The 19,341-nt window shown below is 71.8% G+C and carries 11 protein-coding genes; 3 read left to right on the top strand and 8 right to left on the bottom strand.

Going from position 1 to position 19,341, the window contains the following annotated elements:
* The first annotated feature begins 367 nt into the window (after positions 1-367).
* Positions 368-8,452, top strand: a complete 8,085-nt coding sequence (locus tag JMF97_RS26705) for a non-ribosomal peptide synthetase (RefSeq protein WP_203224028.1) — start codon at positions 368-370, stop codon at positions 8,450-8,452.
* Between the two features lie 63 nt (positions 8,453-8,515).
* Here JMF97_RS26705 and JMF97_RS26700 read toward each other — a convergent pair whose 3' ends face one another.
* Genes JMF97_RS26700 through JMF97_RS26690 form a run of 3 tightly spaced genes read right to left on the bottom strand, consistent with a single transcriptional unit; the run spans position 8,516 to position 11,855 of the window.
* Positions 8,516-8,887 (bottom strand): FAS1-like dehydratase domain-containing protein, encoded by a 372-nt coding sequence (locus JMF97_RS26700; RefSeq protein ID WP_203224048.1) that lies wholly within the window; start codon positions 8,885-8,887, stop codon positions 8,516-8,518.
* Between the two features lie 29 nt (positions 8,888-8,916).
* Positions 8,917-9,204, bottom strand: coding sequence for an acyl carrier protein (locus tag JMF97_RS26695; protein WP_203224027.1), 288 nt, complete (start codon positions 9,202-9,204; stop codon positions 8,917-8,919).
* Positions 9,201-11,855: a condensation domain-containing protein gene (locus tag JMF97_RS26690; protein ID WP_203224026.1), complete on the bottom strand. Its 2,655-nt coding sequence runs from the start codon at positions 11,853-11,855 to the stop codon at positions 9,201-9,203. Before JMF97_RS26690 ends, JMF97_RS26695 begins: the two co-directional genes overlap by 4 nt.
* Positions 11,856-11,939: 84 nt before the next feature.
* Between JMF97_RS26690 and JMF97_RS26685 the strand changes: the two genes are divergently transcribed.
* Together JMF97_RS26685 and JMF97_RS26680 are read left to right on the top strand one after the other, a co-directional pair.
* Complete coding sequence (locus JMF97_RS26685; RefSeq protein ID WP_158309506.1) at positions 11,940-12,302, top strand: acyl carrier protein; 363 nt, start codon at positions 11,940-11,942, stop codon at positions 12,300-12,302.
* 14 nt (positions 12,303-12,316) lie between these two features.
* On the top strand, positions 12,317-13,087 hold the full coding sequence (locus JMF97_RS26680) for an SDR family NAD(P)-dependent oxidoreductase (RefSeq protein WP_203224025.1): 771 nt from the start codon (positions 12,317-12,319) through the stop codon (positions 13,085-13,087).
* A 2-nt stretch (positions 13,088-13,089) separates the two neighbouring features.
* Here the strand turns inward: JMF97_RS26680 and JMF97_RS26675 are convergent, their stop codons facing one another.
* From JMF97_RS26675 to JMF97_RS26655, 5 genes are read right to left on the bottom strand one after another with little or no spacing between them, the layout of a single operon-like run.
* Positions 13,090-13,869: a maleylpyruvate isomerase family mycothiol-dependent enzyme gene (locus JMF97_RS26675; protein WP_203224024.1), complete on the bottom strand. Its 780-nt coding sequence runs from the start codon at positions 13,867-13,869 to the stop codon at positions 13,090-13,092.
* 7 nt (positions 13,870-13,876) lie between these two features.
* Complete coding sequence (locus tag JMF97_RS26670; protein WP_013734206.1) at positions 13,877-15,025, bottom strand: aminotransferase class I/II-fold pyridoxal phosphate-dependent enzyme; 1,149 nt, start codon at positions 15,023-15,025, stop codon at positions 13,877-13,879.
* Positions 15,022-16,446 (bottom strand): FAD-binding oxidoreductase, encoded by a 1,425-nt coding sequence (locus JMF97_RS26665; protein WP_203224023.1) that lies wholly within the window; start codon positions 16,444-16,446, stop codon positions 15,022-15,024. The genes JMF97_RS26670 and JMF97_RS26665 overlap by 4 nt, the downstream gene beginning before the upstream one ends.
* Complete coding sequence (locus JMF97_RS26660; RefSeq protein WP_203224022.1) at positions 16,443-18,101, bottom strand: thiamine pyrophosphate-dependent enzyme; 1,659 nt, start codon at positions 18,099-18,101, stop codon at positions 16,443-16,445. Before JMF97_RS26660 ends, JMF97_RS26665 begins: the two co-directional genes overlap by 4 nt.
* On the bottom strand, positions 18,098-19,333 hold the full coding sequence (locus JMF97_RS26655; protein WP_307817117.1) for an ABC transporter substrate-binding protein: 1,236 nt from the start codon (positions 19,331-19,333) through the stop codon (positions 18,098-18,100). The genes JMF97_RS26660 and JMF97_RS26655 overlap by 4 nt, the downstream gene beginning before the upstream one ends.
* Positions 19,334-19,341 lie beyond the last annotated feature (8 nt).

The following is a 19,341-nucleotide window of genomic DNA, read 5'->3' as shown; positions in this document are numbered from 1 at the left end:
GGGCTCGTGCGGGCCGATGGAACGTGGCCCGCACGGCACCGGATGGGTGGGTTTACCAGGGCCAGTCGATGAGGTGAGGGGTAAGCACCGGACAACCTCCCAACCGTGTGTTGGCGATCCACTACCTGATGCATCGTTACTGATCGCCGTAACTCTTGTAAATATGCACCGGGTGGGATTCTCGGTAAACCTCGTCCGGTGGGCGGCGCGCGTCCTCGGTGGAGGGTCGAGGGGGATTCGTTGACGCTGCATGCAGTTGACATTACTGTAGTCACGGCTTGAAGACTACAGTCATGCAACAGGCGGGGTGGTTATGGATAGCTTCGGCGATCGGGTCCGTTCACTTCCGGCTGACGAGCGGGACAAGGTGCTCAGGAGGCTCACCGGCAGCCTCGCCGAACCGGAGCAGGACCTCATCAGGCGACGTCCTGACGGCACCCATCCGCTGCCGCTGTCCTACCTGCAGGAGCACCTCTGGTTCCTGGACCGGCTGAACCCGGGAACCAGCACCTACAACCTCGGTGCCACCTTCCGACTGCGCGGACGCTTGGAGATCGGCGCACTCTGCGCCAGCCTGCGTGACCTCGTCGCCCGTCACGAGGCACTGCGTACCACTGTTGTCGACCAGGACGGTCGGCCCGTCCAGGTGGTCCACGACGCCGGGGCCGCCGTGACCGTCGTCGACCTGTCCGGTACCCCGGAAGCCGACCGCGACAGCACTGTCGCCCGCTGGGCCCGCGAGGCCGTCGACAGGCCTTTCGACCTCGACCGGGAGACCCTGTTCCGGGCCACGATCGCCGTCCTCGGCCCACAGGACTACCTGCTCGCCCTCACCATGCACCACATCTGCGTCGACGGCTGGTCGTCGCAGACCCTGCTCGCCGAGTTGACCGAGCTGTACCGGGCCGCGGTGACCGGCACCGAACCGGAGCTGGACGTACCGCGGGTGCACTACCCCGACTTCGCGGTCTGGCAGCGCAGCCGAGGCGACGAGCTGCTGACCGGGCAGCTGGACTACTGGCAGCGGACGCTGCGGGACCTGCCGACGTTGGCGATGCCCACCGACTTCCCCCGGCCCGTCGTACCCTCCGACCGCAGCGAGAGCGTGACGACGGTCCTGGATGGCGCGGTGGTACCGGCCCTGCGTGAGCTGTCCCGTCGGCGCGGCGCGACGCTGTTCATGACCCTCGTCGCGGCCTTCGACGCGGTCCTGTCCCGCTACACCGGTCAGGACGACATCGTCATCGGGACCACCACCACCGGCCGGCACCGTCCGCAGCTGCCGGAGATGATCGGCCACTTCGTGAACATGGTCGTGCTCCGCACCGATCTCGGCGGCAACCCCACCTTCGACGAACTGCTCGACCGGGTACAGCAGACGGTGCTGGGTGCCTGGCGCCACCAGGACGTACCGTTCGAGAAGGTCGTCGCCGCGGTGCGTCCGGACCGGGAAGCCGGGCGCAACCCGCTGTTCCAGGTGGGGTTGCAGCTGCTGCCCGGGGCGGCTGCCGGTGCCGCGCTGGACCTGCCCGAGGTGAGCGCCGCGCTTGTCGACGCCGGGCTGGACCGGCATCCGTTCGACCTGTCGCTGACCGTCCGGGAGGACGACGAGGCGCTGCACATCACCGCCGACTTCCGCACCGACCTGTTCGCCGTACCCCGCATCGAACGACTGGTGGGGCACCTGTGCACCGTGCTGGAGGCGGTGGCGGTGAACAGCGGCACCGTACTGGGCGAACTGCCGCTGCTCACCCCGATCGAGCGTGAGCGGGTCCTGGAGGCCTGGCAGGGCGCCCGCCGGCCGTACCTGCGGGAACCGGTGCACCACCAGATCGCCGCCCAGGCCGCGCGGACGCCCCGCACCGTCGCGCTGCGCCACGGCGACGAGCAGCTCACCTACCGCGGGTTGATCGAGCGGGCCGACCGCCTCGCCGGGTACCTGCGGGGTCGCGGAGTCGGACACGAGGACATCGTCGGCGTCGCCCTGGAACGTGGCATCGACACCGTCGTCGCCTTCCTCGCCACGATGAACGCGGGCGCCGCGTTCCTCCCACTGGATCTCGCCCACCCCCGCAACCGGCTCGCCTACCAGCTCGACGACGCGGGCGCCAAGGTGGTGATCAGCCACTCCCGGGTACGGGATCGGCTCCCCGACAGCACCGGCTGGGAGCCGGTCTGGTTGGACCTCGACGCCGCCGCGATCGACGCCGTCATCGACACCGCGCCGACACCTGCTGAACCGTCGCCCGTCACCGAGTCCTCGCTGGTCTACGTCCTCTACACCTCCGGTTCCACCGGACGGCCCAAGGGCGTGCTCATCGAACATCGGGCGCTGTCCAACTTCGTCTCCTGGATGACCGGGGTGTTCGAACTCGGACCCGGCGACCAGATGTTGCAGTACGCCGCGGTCAACTTCGACCTCGCCGAGGGGGAGATCTTCTCCGCGCTCACCTCCGGAGCGACCCTGGTGCTCGCGCCGGAGCAGCTGCGCAGCGACCCCGGTTCGCTGTCCGGGGTGATCGAGGCCGAGGGCATCACCTATCTGGGCGCTCCGCCGGCGGTGCTGAGCCTCATCCCGTCGGCGGATTACCCGCTGCTGCGCAAGATCCTCGTCGGTGGTGAGGCGTTGCCCGGGGACCTGGTGAACCGGTGGCGGGCCCCGGGCCGTCGCTTCGTCAACGGGTACGGCCCCACCGAGGTCACCATCGGGTGCAGCTACTACGTCTGCGAGCACCGGGAATGGCGGGGACAGCCGCCGATCGGTCGGGCCATGCCGAACCGCTTCGTCTACGTGCTCGACCGTTTCGACAAGCCCAGCCCGGTCGGGGTGCCCGGCGAGATCACCGTCGGCGGTGTGGGGCTGGCTCGCGGCTACCTCAACGCCCCGGAGCTGACCGCCGCCCGGTTCGTACCGAACCCGTTCCGTCCCGGTGAGCTGATGTACCGCACCGGAGACCTCGGCATGTGGAGCGAGACCGGCCAGTTGCAGTTCCTCGGGCGCATCGACACCCAGGTCAAGTTGCGAGGCGTACGGATCGAGCTGACCGAGATCGAGGCCTGTCTGGCCAGCCATCCGGAGGTACGCCAGGCCGCCGTCCTGCTCCGTACGGACCTGCCCGGCGGTCCCCGGCTCGTCGCGTACCTGGTTCCCGGGTCCCGGGTGCCGGGGGAGGCCGAACTGCGCGCCCACCTGACCCGGGAACTGCCCGCCGGCGTCGTACCCGGCAGCTACGTCGTACTTGACGAACTGCCCCTGACCACGGTGGGGAAGATCGACCAGGCGGCACTACCCGCGCCGCAGCTCACCGAGGGACGCGTACCGCGTACCGAGACGGAGCGGGTGCTCTGCGAACTCTTCGCCGAGGTGCTCGGGGTGGACACGGTCACCATCGACGACAGCTTCTTCGACCTGGGCGGGTACTCGCTGCTCGTGGTGCGGCTGGTGAACCGGGTACGCGAGCGGCTCGGTGCCGAACTGGAGATCCGGACCATCTTCGACACGCCGACCGTCGCCGCAATGGCGCACACGTTGGACGGCGGCAGCGGCGCGCACGACCAGGACCTCGCGGCACCGGCCGAGCAGCCGCAGGTCGTGGAGGACCAGGGCCTCGCGGTACCGGCCGGGCAGCCGCAGGTCGTGGACGACGGTGCGGTCCCGCCTGCCGAGCCGGGACGCCCGGAGCGGGTGCCGCTCTCCTACGCCCAACGGCGGCTGTGGTTCCTGGCCCAGATGGAAGGCCCCAGCGCCACCTACAACGTGCCGATGGCGTTACGGCTGACCGGGCCGTTGGACCCGGACGCCCTGCAGGTGGCGCTCGACGACGTGGTGGGCCGGCACGAGGTGCTGCGTACCGTCTATCCGCAGTTCGACGGCGAACCGACGCAGCAGGTCGTGGCCGACGCCCACGTACCGCTGATCCGCCCGGACGTCGCGCCGGGACGGCTGCCGCAGCTTCTCGCCGACGCCGCCGCAACCGTCTTCGACCTCGCCGTCGACCTGCCGGTCCGCGCGTGGCTGCTGCCCACCGGGCCGCAGGAGCATGTGCTCATGATCGTCCTGCACCACATCGCCAGCGACGGGCTCTCCCTGCTGCCGCTGCTGACCGATCTGGGCACCGCCTACGCGGCTCGCCGCGACGGGTCGGCACCGACCTGGTCGCCCCTGCCCATGCAGTACGCCGACTACACCCTGCGCCAGCGGGCGCAGCTCGGCGAGGTCACCGACCCCGACAGCCCGCTGGGGCGGCAGCTCGCCTACTGGAAGCGGACGCTGGCGCAGCTGCCGGCGGCGCTGCAACTGCCCGCCGACCGGCCCCGGCCCCCGGTCGCCAGCTACCGGGGTGACCTGCTCACCTTCCCGATCGACGCCGAGCTGCACGCCCGCCTGCTCGACCTGACCCGACGCCACCGCGTCAGCATGTTCATGCTCTTCCAAGCCGCGTTCGCCGCCCTGCTGACCCGCCTCGGCGCGGGCACCGACATTCCGGTGGGCGCCCCCACCGCCGGTCGGGCCGAAGCCGACCTCGACGCCCTCGTCGGCTTCTTCGTCAACACCCTGGTGCTGCGCACCGACACCGCCGGCAACCCCACCTTCGCCGAACTGCTGACCCGGGTACGCGACACCGACCTCGCCGCCTTCGCCCACCAGGATCTGCCCTTCGAGCTGCTCGCCGAGGCGCTCAACCCGCCGCGTGCCGCCGGGCACCACCCCCTGTTCCAGGTGGTGCTCCAGGTCAACAGCGGCGGGGCGGGCGGCCTGCCGCCGCTGGGCGACGTCACCGTGACCGCGGAACTGGTCGACCTGCACGTGGCCAAGTTCGACCTGGTGCTCGGCGCGGAGGAGAGCTACACCGAGGCGCGACCCGCCGGCATCCTCGGTTCGTTCGAGTACGCCACCGATCTGTTCGACCGGGACACCGTGGCGCGGCTGGGGGAGCGGCTGGTCCACCTTCTCGACGCGGTCAGCCGGGATCCGGCGCAGCCGCTGGACGCCATCGACCTGTTCCTGCCGGGTGAACGCGCACGAGTGCTCGACGAGTTCAACCGCACCGACCGACCCGTACCCGCCACGGTGCTGCCTGACCTGTTCGAGGCGCAGGTGCAGCGCAGCCCCGAGGCCACCGCCGTCGTCGCCGACACGGGTACCGTCAGCTACGCGACGCTCGACGAGGCGGCGAACCGGCTGGCGCATCATCTTCTCGCCCACGGGGTGACCCCCGGCGGGATCGTAGCGGTGGCGATTCCCCGTCGGGTCGAGCTGATCGTCGCCCTCTACGCCGTGCACAAGGCCGGTGCGGCGTACCTGCCGTTGGAGACCGACCATCCGGCCGAGCGGCTGCGGTACGCGGTGCGGCACAGTCGGCCGACCGTCGTGCTGACCACCGGCGACACCGAACTCCCCGACCTCGGCGTACCGGTCGTGGTCCTGGACGATCCTGAGACCCGCGCCGAGCTGGCCACCCGGCCCGCCACCCCGCCGGCGCGCGACCTGCACCCCCGGCACCCCGCGTACGTGATCTACACCTCCGGGTCGACCGGGCGGCCGAAGGCGGTCGTGGTGTCACACCACGCGATCGTCAACCGGCTCGCCTGGATGCTGCACCACTACCCGCTCGACGCCACCGACCGGGTGTTGCAGAAGACCCCGGCCGGGTTCGACGTGTCGGTGCCGGAGTTCTTCGGGCCGCACCAGGTCGGTGCCACGCTCGTGCTCGCCGCACCGGGGGAGCAGGCCGATCCCGGTCGCCTCGCCGCACGCATCCGCGACGACGCGGTCACCGTCGTGCACTTCGTACCGTCGATGCTGCGGACGTTCCTGGCCGAGCCCGCCGCCGCGACCTGCACCGGCCTGCGGCGGGTCTTCGTCAGCGGGGAGGAGCTCCCGACCGCGGTCCAGCGGCGCTTCCACCAGCTGTTCGACGCGGAACTGCACAACCTGTACGGGCCCACGGAGGCAGCCGTCGAGGTCAGTGCCTGGCAGTGCCGTGCCGACGACCCGGGACCGGTGCCGATCGGACGACCGGTCTGGAACACCCGCCTCTACGTCCTCGACGACCAGCTGAATCCGCTGCCCATCGGTGTCACCGGCGAGCTGTACCTCGCCGGTCGCCAGCTCGCCGACGGCTACCAGCACCAACCGGGCCTGACCGCCCAGCGGTTCCTGCCCGACCCCTACGGTCCGGCCGGTGCCCGGATGTACCGCAGCGGTGACCTCGCCCGGTGGCGGGCCGACGGCGCGCTGGAGTTCCTGGGGCGGGTCGACGACCAGATGAAGATCCGTGGCCTGCGTATCGAGCCGCAGGAGGTGGAGGAGGCCCTCACCCGGCACACCGGCGTGGCGTCCGCCGCGGTCGCCGCCCACCCCGCCCCCGACGGCGGCGCCCAACTCGTCGGCCACCTCGTGCCGGACCCGACGGCGGAACCGCTGCTGCACCGCCTGGCGACGCTGCGCGCGACCGGGTCACTGCCGTGGCAGACCCTCCCCGACGGCACCGCGGTCGTGGCCCCGGACCGGGCCACCACCCAGTTCCTGTACCGGGAGCTGTTCGAGGACGGCCCGGTGGCACCGGCACGTCTGGACCTGCCCGCCGACGCGTGCGTGTTCGACGTCGGCGCACACATCGGCATGTTCAGCCTCGCCCTGCACCGCGCACACCCGGATGCCGTGACGTACGCCTTCGAGCCGGTGCCCGCCCTGCACCGGATGCTGGCGGCCAACACCGCCCTGTACGGACTGGCGGCGCAGACCTTCGCCCACGGGCTCGGCGAGACCGAGGGCGATGTCGACTTCACCTACTACCCGCACCTGTCGATCATGTCGGGCCGGTACGCCGACACGGCAGCCGACGCCCGCGTCATGGAGGGGCACGAAGGGGTGTCGGCGGACAGTCCGGACTGGCCCGAGCTGCGGGACGAGCGGTTGCGACCGGAGCGGGTGACCGTCGCGCTGCGCACCCTGTCCGCCGTCATCGACGAGACCGCCGTGTCGCGTATCGATCTGCTCAAGGTCGACGTCGAGCGCAGCGAACTCGACGTGCTGCGCGGAATCCGCGACGAGCACTGGCCGCTGATCCGGCAGGTGCTCGTGGAGACCGACAGCACCGGCCCGCGCGCCGACGAGGTCGGCGACCTGCTGACCCGGCACGGCTTCGCGGTCACCCGGCACACGCCGGACCTGCTCGCGGGCACCGGGTTGGTCAGCCTGCACGCCGTCCGCCCCGACCACCCGTCGCGGTCCGCGCCCCCGGCGCAGGTCGGGTCCCCCCGTACGGAGGCGGAGTTCGTCGCCGAGGTGCGCGACGAGGCCCGCCACGTGCTACCGGCGCATCTGGTGCCGCAACGCCTCGTCCTGCTCGACCGGCTTCCGCTGTCGGCGAGCGGCAAACTCGACAGGTCCCGGCTGCCCGCACCCGGCCGGGACGGAGGCCGGGGACGAGCACCGCGTACCCGTGACGAGGAGATCGCCTGCGGGATCGTCGCCGAACTGCTGCACCGCGACCAGGTCACCATCGACGACAACTTCTTCGACCTGGGTGGTCACTCCCTGCTGACGGTTCAGCTGGTCAACCGGATCGCTGCGGCCACCGGACGGCAGCTCAGCGTCCGGTCGGTGTTCGTCACTCCCACCGTCGCCGGGCTGCTCTCCGACGCCTCCGAGCACGGTGGCCTCGACGTCCTGCTGCCGCTGCGAACCACCGGTGACCGTGCGCCGCTGTTCTGCGTACACCCGTTCACCGGGCTCAGTTGGGGCTATGCGGGACTCGCCCGGCACCTGGAGTCCGACCGGCCCCTGTACGGCCTCCAGTCGCCGCTGCTGACCGATCCGGACTCGGCGTCGGACGTCGCGGCTCTCGCCCAGCGGTACCTCGAACAGATCCGCGCGGTCGCGCCCCAGGGGCCGTACCACCTGCTCGGGTGGTCCTTCGGAGGTTTGGTGGCCCACGAGATCGCGGTCCGGCTGCGGGAGCGGGGCGAGCAGGTCGGGGTGCTGGCACTGTTGGACGCCTACCCGGTGCCGCAGCAGGGTCCGGCGGCCCAGCCGCCCACTCCGGCCGAGGTGCTCGGCGTGCTCACCGGTGACCCCGAACTTCGCCGTACCGATCCCACCCGGTCGGTACTGCCCGACGACGAGGAACTCGCCCGGCTGGTCCGGGAGGCGAACCCGGCGCTGGCCCAGTTGCGGACCGCGGAGATCGCCGGGATCGCCCGCGCCGCCGCCGGGCACGTCGAGGCGATGCGCCACCACCGGCCCCGCCGCTACGACGGCGACCTGCTCTTCGTCACCGCCACCGAGGGCCGACCCGAGCAGGCGCCCACCGCCGACGTGTGGGAGCCGTACGTGGGCGGTGGGGTGACCCGGGTCGACGTGGCGGCGGACCACTGGTCGATGACCGAACCCGCCCCGCTGGCGCACATCGGCGCGGCGCTGCGGCAACGCCTGGACGAGGTGTAGCGCACAACCGTCGGGCACCTCCACCCTCGGGGGCGGAGGTGCCCGATGTGCGCAGGTGAACGGTCAGCCCGCCGGCGGTACCACCACTGTGGCCTCGGCGGTGACCGCGACGACCGGCGGATCCAGCGGCTGCGCCGCGGTGACCCCCCGCTCGGGGGTGGCCCGGCAGAGCACCGAACAGGTCAGGGCGACGGTCCGGGACCGGGTACGCACCCGGGTCACCGTGGCCGTGAACTCGACGACGTCACCGGCCCGGATCGGCGCGTGGAACTCGACGGCCCGGTAGCCGGCGAGCAGCCCTTCGTCGCCGTCGGTCCGGATGGCGAGTTCGGTGACCGCGTCGCCGAACCCGGCCAGGGCGTACGCGCCGTTGACGAGGTCGCCCGCGTACCGGACGTCGGCCCGGGAGACGTAACGCCGGTGGGCCACGCTCATGCCATGTCGCGGGTCGGTGTCGGGGCCGCTCACTGCGGGTCTCCCTGACCGGTTCCGCCCTGGAGTTGGTCCACCACCAGGCGGGTCAGCATGTCGCTGGTGGGTTGCTGGAAGAAGGCGGCGGCGTCCACCTCGACCTCGAAGACCCGGTTGGCGCGGTTCACCAGCCGGATCAGGGCGAGACTGTCGGCACCCGACTCGAACAGGTTCACGGTGGGCTGCACGTCGAGTCCGGGCAGGACGGCGGCGATGACCTCGTCGCGCAGGATGGCCGCCACCGGCTCGTGCAACCCGGTCGGCTCGTGAAACCCGGTCATGCCGGATCCTCGGCCAGGCCGAGTTCGGTGACGAGTTGCGCCTGCTGGGCCACCGTCGGATGCTCCAGCAGCTCGATCAGCGGCACCGTGCCGCCGAAGGCCTCCGAGAGGCGGGCCGACAGTTGCTGCAACATCAGCGAGTGCCCACCGAGGTCGAAGAAGTTGTCGTCGACCTGTGTGGGCGCCCGACCCAGCAGGTCACGCCACGCGTCGACGACGACCTGCTCGACGGGGCCGGACGGCGCCCGGCCGCCGGTGCGTCCGTCGGCGGTGGGTGCGGGCAGCGCCGCCCGGTCGACGTACCCGTCGGCGGTGTACGGCAGTGCGGGCAGCACAGTCAACCCGGGCACGGCGAAGCCCGGTAGCCGCTGCGCCAACCGCTGCCGTACCTGCGACACGTCGGCCGTGCCGTCGAGCACCAGGTACGCGTGCCCGGTGCCGTCCGCGGTGGTGAGCGTCGTAGCGTCCCGTACGCCGGGACACTCGACCAGCAGGTCGGTGATCTCGCCCGGATGCAGGGGCACCCCGCGCAGGACGGTCCGCTCGTCGGCCCGGCCCACGAGTTCGACGCGGCCGTCGGCGCGGATCCGGGCGTACCAGCGGGTCGGCTCGCCGTGCGCAGCGTCGGTGGTGCCCAGGTGCAGGGTGCCGAAGGCGCCCTGCGGTAGCGGGCGGCCCGACGGGTGGGCCGTCCACGCCCGCAGCGGGGCGAGCGGTCGGCCGGCGTCGACGCGTTGCGGGCCGACCGACAGCCGACCCACCGTGGCCAGGCCGCCCCCGGCGCGCAGGCAGCCGTACCAGACCACCTCGGCGCGGGCGGCGAGCCGCGCGGCGGCGGCGCGGTGCAGGTCACCGACGGCCAGCAGGGCGCAGCCCTGCGGGGCCCGCCAGCCTGCGGGAAGTCGCGCCAACAGGGGCACGGTGGCGCTGAGCAGACCGGGCCGCAGCCGGTCCACGAGCGCGGCCAGGTCGCTGCCGTCGTCGGGGACGCGGATCAGCTCGGCGCCGGTGGCCTGGGCCAGCGCGGCGTCCACATCGGCCAGGGCGCTGCCGGCAGGTGCGGTGCTGAGCAGCCGACCGATCGGCCCGAGGACAGCGGCGGCCGCCGGGATCGTCGAGAGCGGGGAGCCGACCGGGGTACGCCGACCCGAGGCAGCGCCGTCACCGGCTGCGACGGTCGGGGCGGTGCGGGCCTCGTGGACCACCGGCAGCGCGGTGACCGGGGTGTCGACGTCGTCGACCACGGCGGCGACCAGCGCCCAGAACTGCCCGGCGAGGGTGACGATCGTCGACTCGTCGAAGATGTCGTCGTTGTACGGCCACTGCGCGCCGAGCTGCGCCCCGTGCAGGACGTTCACGCCGAGGTCGTACTCGGTGCCCTCGGAACGCAGCGGGAACGGCTCGCCACGCAGGCCGGTGGGGGCCAGCGGCAACCCGGTGCCGTCGTCGGCCAGGTAGGAGTAGGAGACCTGGTACAGCGGCGGGACACCGGCCTCGCGGACCGGGTTGACGTCACGCACCACCCGCTCGTACGGCAGCTCCTGCCGGGCGTACGCGGCGAGGGCGTGGGCGTGCTCGCGGGCGATGACCTGCCGGGCGGTGTCGGTCTCGCGTACCTGGGAGCGCAGCGGCAGCACGTTGACGAAGTAGCCGATGAGGTGCTCGGTCTCCGGGTGGGCGCGCTCGCTCTTGGGGACGCCGATGACGATGTCCTCCTGGCTGCTGTACTGCCACAGCAGGAGGCGGTAGCAGGCGAGCAGGAGCACCGACGGGGTGGTGCGCCACGCCCGCGCGGCCTCGTGGACCCGCTCACCCAGCCCGTCGGGTGCGGTGTCGTAGTAGAACCGTCCGGCGCCCTCGTGCCGGGCGGGGCGGGGCCGGTCGGTGGGGATGGCGAGCTTGTGCGGCGCGTCGCGCAGGTGCTGCTGCCAGTAGTCGAGCAGCCGGTCGAGCCGTTGGCCGTCGAGGCGGTCGCGTTGCCAGACGGCGAAGTCGGCGTACTGGATCGGCAGGGTGGGCAGCGGCGGCGCGCTGCCGTACGCGGCGGCCTCGTACCGGTTCCACAGATCGCGCAGCAGGATCGCCCGGGACGGCATGTCGGCGACGGCGACGTGTTGGTTGACGACCAGGACGTGGTCGTCGTCGGCGAGGCGGTAGAGGCGGATCCGCAGTGGCGGCTGCGTCGCGAGGTCGAAGCCGGCGAGCGCGTCGGCGCTGGCCCGCTCGGCACAGGTGGCGGGGTCGGCGCCGGTGAGGTCGACGAGTGCGAAGTCCACCGTGCCCACCGGCAGGACCTGTTGGGCGGGCCTGCCGTCGATCGTGGTGACGATGGTGCGCAGCGAGTCGTGTCGGGCGGCGAGGTCGGCGCAGGCGCTGCGCAGCGCGGCCAGGTCGAGCGGCCCGTGCAGGCGGCTGGCGGTGGGGAAGGCGAAGATGTCGCGCCGCTGGTAGAGCTGTTCGAGATACCAGAGCCGCTCCTGCGCGTACGACAGCGGTGCCGGCGCGTCCGGGTCGGGCCGGGGGGCCAGCGGCGCGGTCGACCGGGGCGGCTCGGCGCGGGCGCGCAGCACCCGTTCCAGCGCCCTGCGCCGGTCGGGCGGCAGGTGGTCGAGTCGCCGCCGGAGGGCTTCCGTATCGGACTCCATGGTCATGCGTCGCCTCCGAACTTGAGCCTTGACTCACGATATAACTGTAGTCAATAGTCTAGTTGTTGCTTGGTTGATCAGGGGGTGCGGGTGGACACCGAAAACCGGACCGGCGACACCGGAGACGACCAGGTCCTGCGCCGACTGCGCGACGAGTGCTACGCCGTCGTGCTGCCGGGCGTACCGGTGACCGCCGACGACGACCTGTTCGAGGTCGGTGGCGACAGCGTCATGCTGATCCGGCTGGTCGCCATGGCCCAGCTCGCCTTCGGCGTCGAGATCGACGCCCTGCGCTACTTCCAGCGCCCCACGCTCGCCACGCTCGCCGCCGAGGTGCGGCAGGGCCTGGCCCCGCAGGCCGTCGACGATCGGCTGCTCGACGACGTGCTGGCGCGGGTGGAGTCGATGACCGACGACGAGGTGCAGCGCCTGCTCGACGGCGCGGGATCGTGACGAGGGAGGCACCCATGCGGCTGGCCGGCAAGGTCTGCCTGATCAGCGGCGGTACCGCAGGCATCGGCCTGACCACCGCCGAGCTGTTCGCCCGGCACGACGCGCAGGCCGTCGTGGTGACCGGCCGCGACCCCGAGCGGGGCGCCGAGGCGGTCGAACGGCTCGGTGGGAACGCCTGGTACCTGCCTCAGGACGTGGTCGACGAAGACCGCTGGGACGGGGTCGTCGACGCGGTCGTCGCCCGGTACGGACGCCTCGACATCCTGGTCAACAACGCCGGCTGGATCGGCGACGAGCAGGCCCAGGACATCGAGGAGGTGGAACTGGAGCAGTGGCGGCGCATCCTCGCGGTCAACCTGGACAGCGTCATGCTCGGCTGCCGCGCCGCGGTACGCGTGATGGGGGCCAACGGCGGCGGCAGCATCGTCAACGTCTCCAGCACCGCCGGGCTGATGTCCACCCCGCTGTTCACCGCGTACGGCGCGGCGAAGGCCGCCATCACCCAGCTCACCAAGTCCGTGGCGGTGCACTGCGCCTGGCGCCGGTACGGCATCCGGTGCAACTCGGTGCACCCTGGACTCATCGAGACCGACCTGGGTGACCGGGTGCTCGCCCTGTTCGATCCGGACGTGGACCGGGCCCGCACCGCGTACCTGGCCCGGGTGCCGATGGGTGAACTCGGCACCCCCGACGACGCGGCGGCGGCGATCCTCTATCTCGCCAGTGACGAGTCCCGGCACGTGACCGGGACCCAACTGGTGGTCAGCGGTGGCCTCGGGGTCTGAGGCTACGGCGTGATCTGACTCTTCAGCAGCCGCTGCACCAGGTCGGTGTCACCGCTGACCAGGTGTGTCCCGTCCGCGAACGGCAACCGCTGCCAGAGCAGCAACAGCACCTGCTCGGCCGGTCCGCGTACCACCGCCACCGGCTCGTCCACCGCAGCAGCCCTCGGGCCGCTGACCGCCGGAACCCGGTTGCCCGACGGGGTCAGCACCCACCGGTGCCCGGTGTCGGACAGCTCCACGCTCACCGGGCCGGTGAGCGTGGTGACCGGCTTGCCGTCCCAACGGTGTCCGACCGCCAGCATCACCCGCAGCACCTCGTCCACGCCGTCGGCGGCCAGCAGTTGCGGCACCGGTCGCAGTTCGCCCAGGGCCAGGTCGGCGTCGCGTCCGTGAATCAGAGTCTCGTGGAACTGCCGCCGGAACCAGAAACCGGCGGCTCGGGGCACGGTGCTGAAATTCCAGCAGGGCGCGTCCGGGTCGGTCCGGGCCAGCTCGTCGAGCAGCAGATCCGCTCCGGCGCGGTACCAGTCCGCCAGGTCGGCGTCGTCGTCCGGCTTCGGCACCTGCCGGGCCCGCTTGCCGGTACGGATGTTCTCCACCGCCCACCGGTGGATGCCGCCGAGGTGGGCCACCAGATCCCGCAGTTGCCAGTAGCGGCTCACCTGCGCCGGCATCGGCACCGACAGGTCGGCCTTGCGGGCGATCGCCTCGAACGCGGCCATCTCCGCCGCAAGTGGATCGAGGTAGTCCCGTGCCGCCAGGGGCAGCGCAGTCGGTTCCATCGTCAGATCACCCTCCCGCGGTCAGACGGTCACCCGCCAGCCGCAGCGTATCGAGACGTTTGCAGAATGCGAAGCGGACGAGTCCTCGGCCCCGCTGCGGGTCGGCGTAGAACCGGGAGGCCGGGATCGCCGCCACCCCCCGGCTGTGGATCAGCTCCGTGCAGTACTCGACGTCGTCGTCGGCGCACCTGCCGAGCAGGAAGAAGGTCCCCTCGTTGTCGGCCAGGGTCAGCGGGGTGCGTTGCAGGTAGTCCCGCAGCACCGCCCGCCGCTGGGCGTACTGGGCGCGCAACAGCTCGTAGTAGCCGCTGGCCGGGGCCTCGTTCACCATCACGGCGGTGGCCAGTTGCAGGGGAGTGGCCGGCGCGAACGTCACGAACTGCTTGACCGCGCGCAGCGCCGCCGTCAGTGCCGGTGGGGCCACCGCCCAACCGACCCGCCATCCGGTCGCCGAGAAGGTCTTCGACACCGACGAGATCGTCACGGTACGGTCCCGGCACGCCGCGACCTCGGCGACCGGAAGGTGCGCCACCCCGTCGAAGGTCAGGTGCTCGTACGTCTCGTCCGCGACCAGGTACGCGTCGTACTTCTCGGCGAGTTCGCCGATGAGCGTCAGTTCCGGCTCGCGGAGTACCCGACCGGCCGGGTTCCACGGCGTGTTGAGGAAGACCAGTCGGGTGCGCGGATTGAACGCCTCGACCAGCCGCTCGGGGTCCAGCCGGAACTCGGGGAAGTCACAGGGGACGTAGCGCACCGTCGCCCCGGCCGCGGTCACGGTGGGTGGGTACTGCTCGTAGCAGGGTTCCAGGACGATCGCCTCGTCGCCCGGTTCGAGCAGCCCGAGCGCGGCGCACCAGATCGCCTCGCTGGCACCGGCGGTCACCGTGACCTCGGTCTCCGGGTCGACCTGACGTCGATAGCGGCGCAGCAGGTCGGCGGCGACCGCCTGACGCAGCGCGGGCACCCCGATGCTCATGCTGTACTGGTGCCCGCCCCTGCGTACCGCCTCGTCGGCGGCGGCCAACAGGGCGGCCGGTGGACCGAAGTCCGGTGCCCCCTGGGCCAGGTTCACCGCCTGCTGCCGGGCCGCCTGCTGGCTCATCGCGGTGAAGATCGAGGTCCCGTACGGGCGCAGGGAACTGCGGAGCAGGGTCATGCCGGCACCTCCGACTCGATCCGCACCCGGTCGGCGCCGGTGGCGAAGATCCGCCCGCCGTTGAGGATGCCGTGCGGGTCGAGGGCCTGCTTGAGCAGGCGCATCGTCGCGATCTCCGCCGGGCGTCGGGAGTATGCCAGGTACGGCTCCTTCTCGAAGCCGATACCGTGCTCGGCGGAGATCGACCCCTGGTAGCGCTCCACGTTGCGGTAGACGATGTGCTCGACCTCCGCCTTGCGTCGACGGGTGGTCTCGCCGGTGATCACCGCGATGTGCACGTTGCCGTCGCCCAGGTGCCCGAAGACCTGCAACGACACCTGCGGCCACAGCTCGCGCAACTCACGGTCGACAGTGGCCAGGTAGGCCTCCAGGCACGTCGCGGGCAGGCTCACGTCGAAGCCGAACAACGGCCCTTCGCCCCCGAGGATGAGCGACGGGATTCGTTCCCGTACCGCCCACAGGGCCGCCACCTCGGCGGGCTCCAGCCCGACGGCGGACTCGGTGATCAGGTCGTCGCAGCCGTTGAGCGCCGAGACGAACCGCTCGGTGTCGCCGACCGGGTCCGAGCCCTGGATCTCCACCAGCGCGTAGACCGGGTACCGGCCGACGAGCGGCGTCCGCACCGTGTCGCGCAGCGGCAGGATCAACTGGTACGCCTCGTCCCAGATCGCCTCGAATGCGCTCACCGAGCCCGGCAACGCCGCGCGGAGCCGGCCCAGCAACGCCAGTGCCGCGTCCACCCCGGACAACCCGCAGAAGGCCACCTGACGGGTACGGGGCAGGGGTTGCAGGCGCAGCACCGCCCGGGTGATCACCCCGAGTGTTCCCTCGGAGCCGATGAACAGATGCTTGAGGTCGTACCCGGCGTTGTTCTTGACCAGCTTGTGCAGCCCGGGCAGCGTGGTCCCGTCGGCGAGCACCGCCTCGACGCCGAGCACCAGGTCACGCGTCATCCCGTACCGCAGCACCCGGTTGCCGCCCGCGTTGGTGGCCAGGCAGCCGCCGATCGTGCACGACCCGCGTGAGGCCAGGTCCAGCGGGAACATCAGCCCGCGCCGCTCGGCGGCCTCCTGCACCTGTTGCAGCGTCGCACCCGCCTGGACCGTCATCGTCGCGCCGACCACGTCGATCTCCTCAATCGCGGTCATCCGTTCCAGCGAGAGCACCACCTCGTGGGCGTCCGGGACGCCACCGCCCACCAGCCCGGTCATCCCGCCCTGCACCACCACCGGCTGACGCCGCCGATGGCACTCCGCCAGCACGGCCGCGACCTCACCGGTGTCCGCCGGGCGGACCACCACCGTCGGCGTACCGACCCGGTCGCTGCCCCACAGATCCTGTGCGTACCGGGCGCCGATCGCGTCACCGAGCAGCACATGGTCGGCACCGACGAGACCGGTCAGTCGCTGCACGAGGTTCATCGGACCCTCCCGGGGGCGGTGAGGCGCTGGTAGGCGGAGATGTGCGTGAGGCTGGTGCGGACGTGCACCACGACCGGGCCGGGGTGGGCGAGCGCCTTCGACAGCACCGGCTCCACCTCGGCGTCGGTGCCGATGGTGAGACCCAACGCCCCGTACGCGTGGGCGAGCAGGGCGAAGTCGGGGTTGGTCAGGTCGGTGCCGACGACCCGCCCCGGACAGCGGCGCTCCTGGTGTTGGCGGATGGTGCCGTAGCTGCCGTTGTCGGCGACGACGATGACCACCCGGGCGTGGCGCTGGACCGCGGTGGCCAGTTCGCTGCCGGTCATCAGGAAACCCCCGTCGCCGACGAAGACGACCGTGGGCTGCTCCGGACGACGCAGTGCGGCCGCCACCCCCGCCGGTACGCCGAAACCCATCGCGCTCGATCCGATGCCCAGCAGCCGGCCATCCTCGACCACCCGGTGGTACCGGTGCACCCAGGAGGTGAAGTTGCCCGCGTCGATGGTGACCACGCCTCGCCCCGAGGTCAGGTCGCTCAGCACCGCGACGACCCGACCGAACACCACCCCGTCGTCGGCGGTGACGGGAGCCCACCGTGCCTGCTCGGCCTCGTGGTCGGCGAGTTGCCGGACCCAGTCGTCGTCGACGGTGGCACGCGGCGGTGCGGCGGCGAGCTGCTCCAGGAAGGCGACCGGGGAGCAGGCGTACGCTAGCCGGGGCTGGTAGGCCCCACCGGGCACTGTCGCGTCGGGGTACACGTGCACCAGCGCGGTGCCCGGGTCGGGCAGCGTGTACCGCTGGGTGCTCACCGCGTCGAGTCGGGTGCCGACGGCCAGCACCAGGTCGGCGCGCCCGACCAGGTCACGCTGCCGTGCCGGGGTCGCCAGGTGCAGGTGCCCGGCGTACCACGGGTCGGTGTTGTCGAACAGGTCCTGCCGCTTGTTCGTCACCAGCACCGGCAGGCGGTGCCGGTGGGCGGCCTCTCTCAGCGCACGTCGGCCCTGCGGGGTGTCCACCTGGGAACCGGCGACCAGGACCGGCCGTCGGCTCCCGGACAGCAGGGCCAGGGTCCGGTCTATCGCGTCGGCCGGCGCAGGGGCGACCTCGGTCGCCACCGGTGTTCCGGAGACGGTCGTCGGCACCGGTGCGGTGAGCACGTCCTCCGGTACGACGAGCACCGCCGGTCCGGGTACCCCACCGCGTGCGGCGGCGAGAGCGCGGGCGGTGAACTCGGCGACGTGGTGCGGATGCCCGACGGTGAACACCCCGCGCGACATTCCGGCGAAGGTGCCCTGGTGGTCGAGTTCCTGGAAGGATCGCCGCCCGCGCTCGGCGCTGGGCACGTCGCCGACGATCAGCAGCAGCCCGGTGGCGTCGAGGTCCGCCGAGTGCACCGCGATCGCGGCGTTCGTCGCACCCGGGCCACGGTTGACGAGCACCACCCCCGGCGTCCCGGTGAGTTTGGCGTCCGCCAGCGCCATGAAGGCGGCCCCGCCCTCGTGGCGGCAGGTGACCAGGTCGATGCCGGCGTCGGCGAGCCGGTCCAGCACCGGCAGGAAACTCTCGCCCGGTACGCAGAAGACGCGGTCCACGCCGTGTGCGCGCAGCGTGTCGACGAGCCGGGCGGCGGCAGTCGTACCTGCGTGATCGGTCACCGGACGACCTGGGCGTCGCGGTCGGGGCGGGTCAGCGTGCCGGTACGGGCCTCGGGCGGGTAGACGATCGTCGCCTCGTCGAAGGTCTGTCCGACCTGCTGGTACTGCATCAGGACGATGGGTGGCGGGCTGTGGTGCCAGTGCTGGTCGTCCCGCTGGAACCGCACCGGGCCGCGCCAGGTGTCGAACTCGTGGGTCTCCAGCGCCTCGATCAGCGCCTCGCGGCTCAGCTCGCTCGCGGCGTCGGCGGCCTGACCGAGGATCGTGACGTCGGTGAAGGCGTTCAGCGCGTTGTCCGGTGGGAACGAACCGAAGCGTTCGGCGTAGCGCTCGGTGAACCAGCGACCGATCTCCGTCAGGCCCGGCCAGGACGGCCGGTACAGCAGCGCGGGCCAGATGACGTGGTTGCCGACCTCGCCGGCGAGACGCCAGTAGTCCTGCGAGCGCATCGGGAAGGGAAAGAGGACCACGAGCATCGGTCCGGGCAGCAGTCCGACCTCCGCGGCCTGCTGGATGATCATGTAGTTGGTGCGTACCACACCGCCGTTGATGAGGACGTCCGGCGCGAAGTCCTTGACCGCCCGGAGCTGCTCGCGGACGTCGTCGGTGGTGTCCTGCGGGAAGTCGAAGCGGAGCACCTCGACGCCGCGGGCGGTCAACTCGTCGGCGATGGTGTCGGCGTTCATCAGACCGAAGACGGTGTCCGCGGCGAGGATCCCCGCCTTGCGGACCCCCTGTTCGACGAGCAGGTCGGCGATCATCGGGGCCCGGTCGGCGATGGTGAAGTAGGTGCGGAAGAGGGTACGGCGACGTTGCTGGGTCAGCGTGCTGTGCCCGTTCTCCACGAACAGCGGCACGCCGAACAGCTCGGCGGCCGCCGACACCCCGGGCGCGGTCCGCAGATGCCACTGCCCGATGACCGCGTGCACCTGGTCCACCAGGGCAAGTTTCGCCAGCCCGCCGACGGCGCTGCGCTGCATGATCTCGCCCTCCTCCAAGGGCTGGTCGTTCTGCAGCACCAGCCGCACCGGCAGCCCGCCGCGTACGCCGCCGCGTTCGTTGAGGTACTCCGCGCCGAGGCAGGCCGCCCGCACGATGAGTTCACCGGCGGTGGCGTCACCGGGGCCGGTGACCGGCGTCAACAAGCCGATGGTGAGCGCCTCGCCCGCCCCGACCGTGGCGTCGTTGGTGGCCGCGATCAGCGCGGCGGCGCGAGATTGGGGTGTGGTCACGGGGTCCT

Source organism: Micromonospora fiedleri, from assembly GCF_016774385.1.
GTDB classification, from domain to species: Bacteria; Actinomycetota; Actinomycetes; order Mycobacteriales; family Micromonosporaceae; genus Micromonospora; species Micromonospora gifhornensis.
This window is presented reverse-complemented; position numbering and strand designations above follow the sequence as displayed.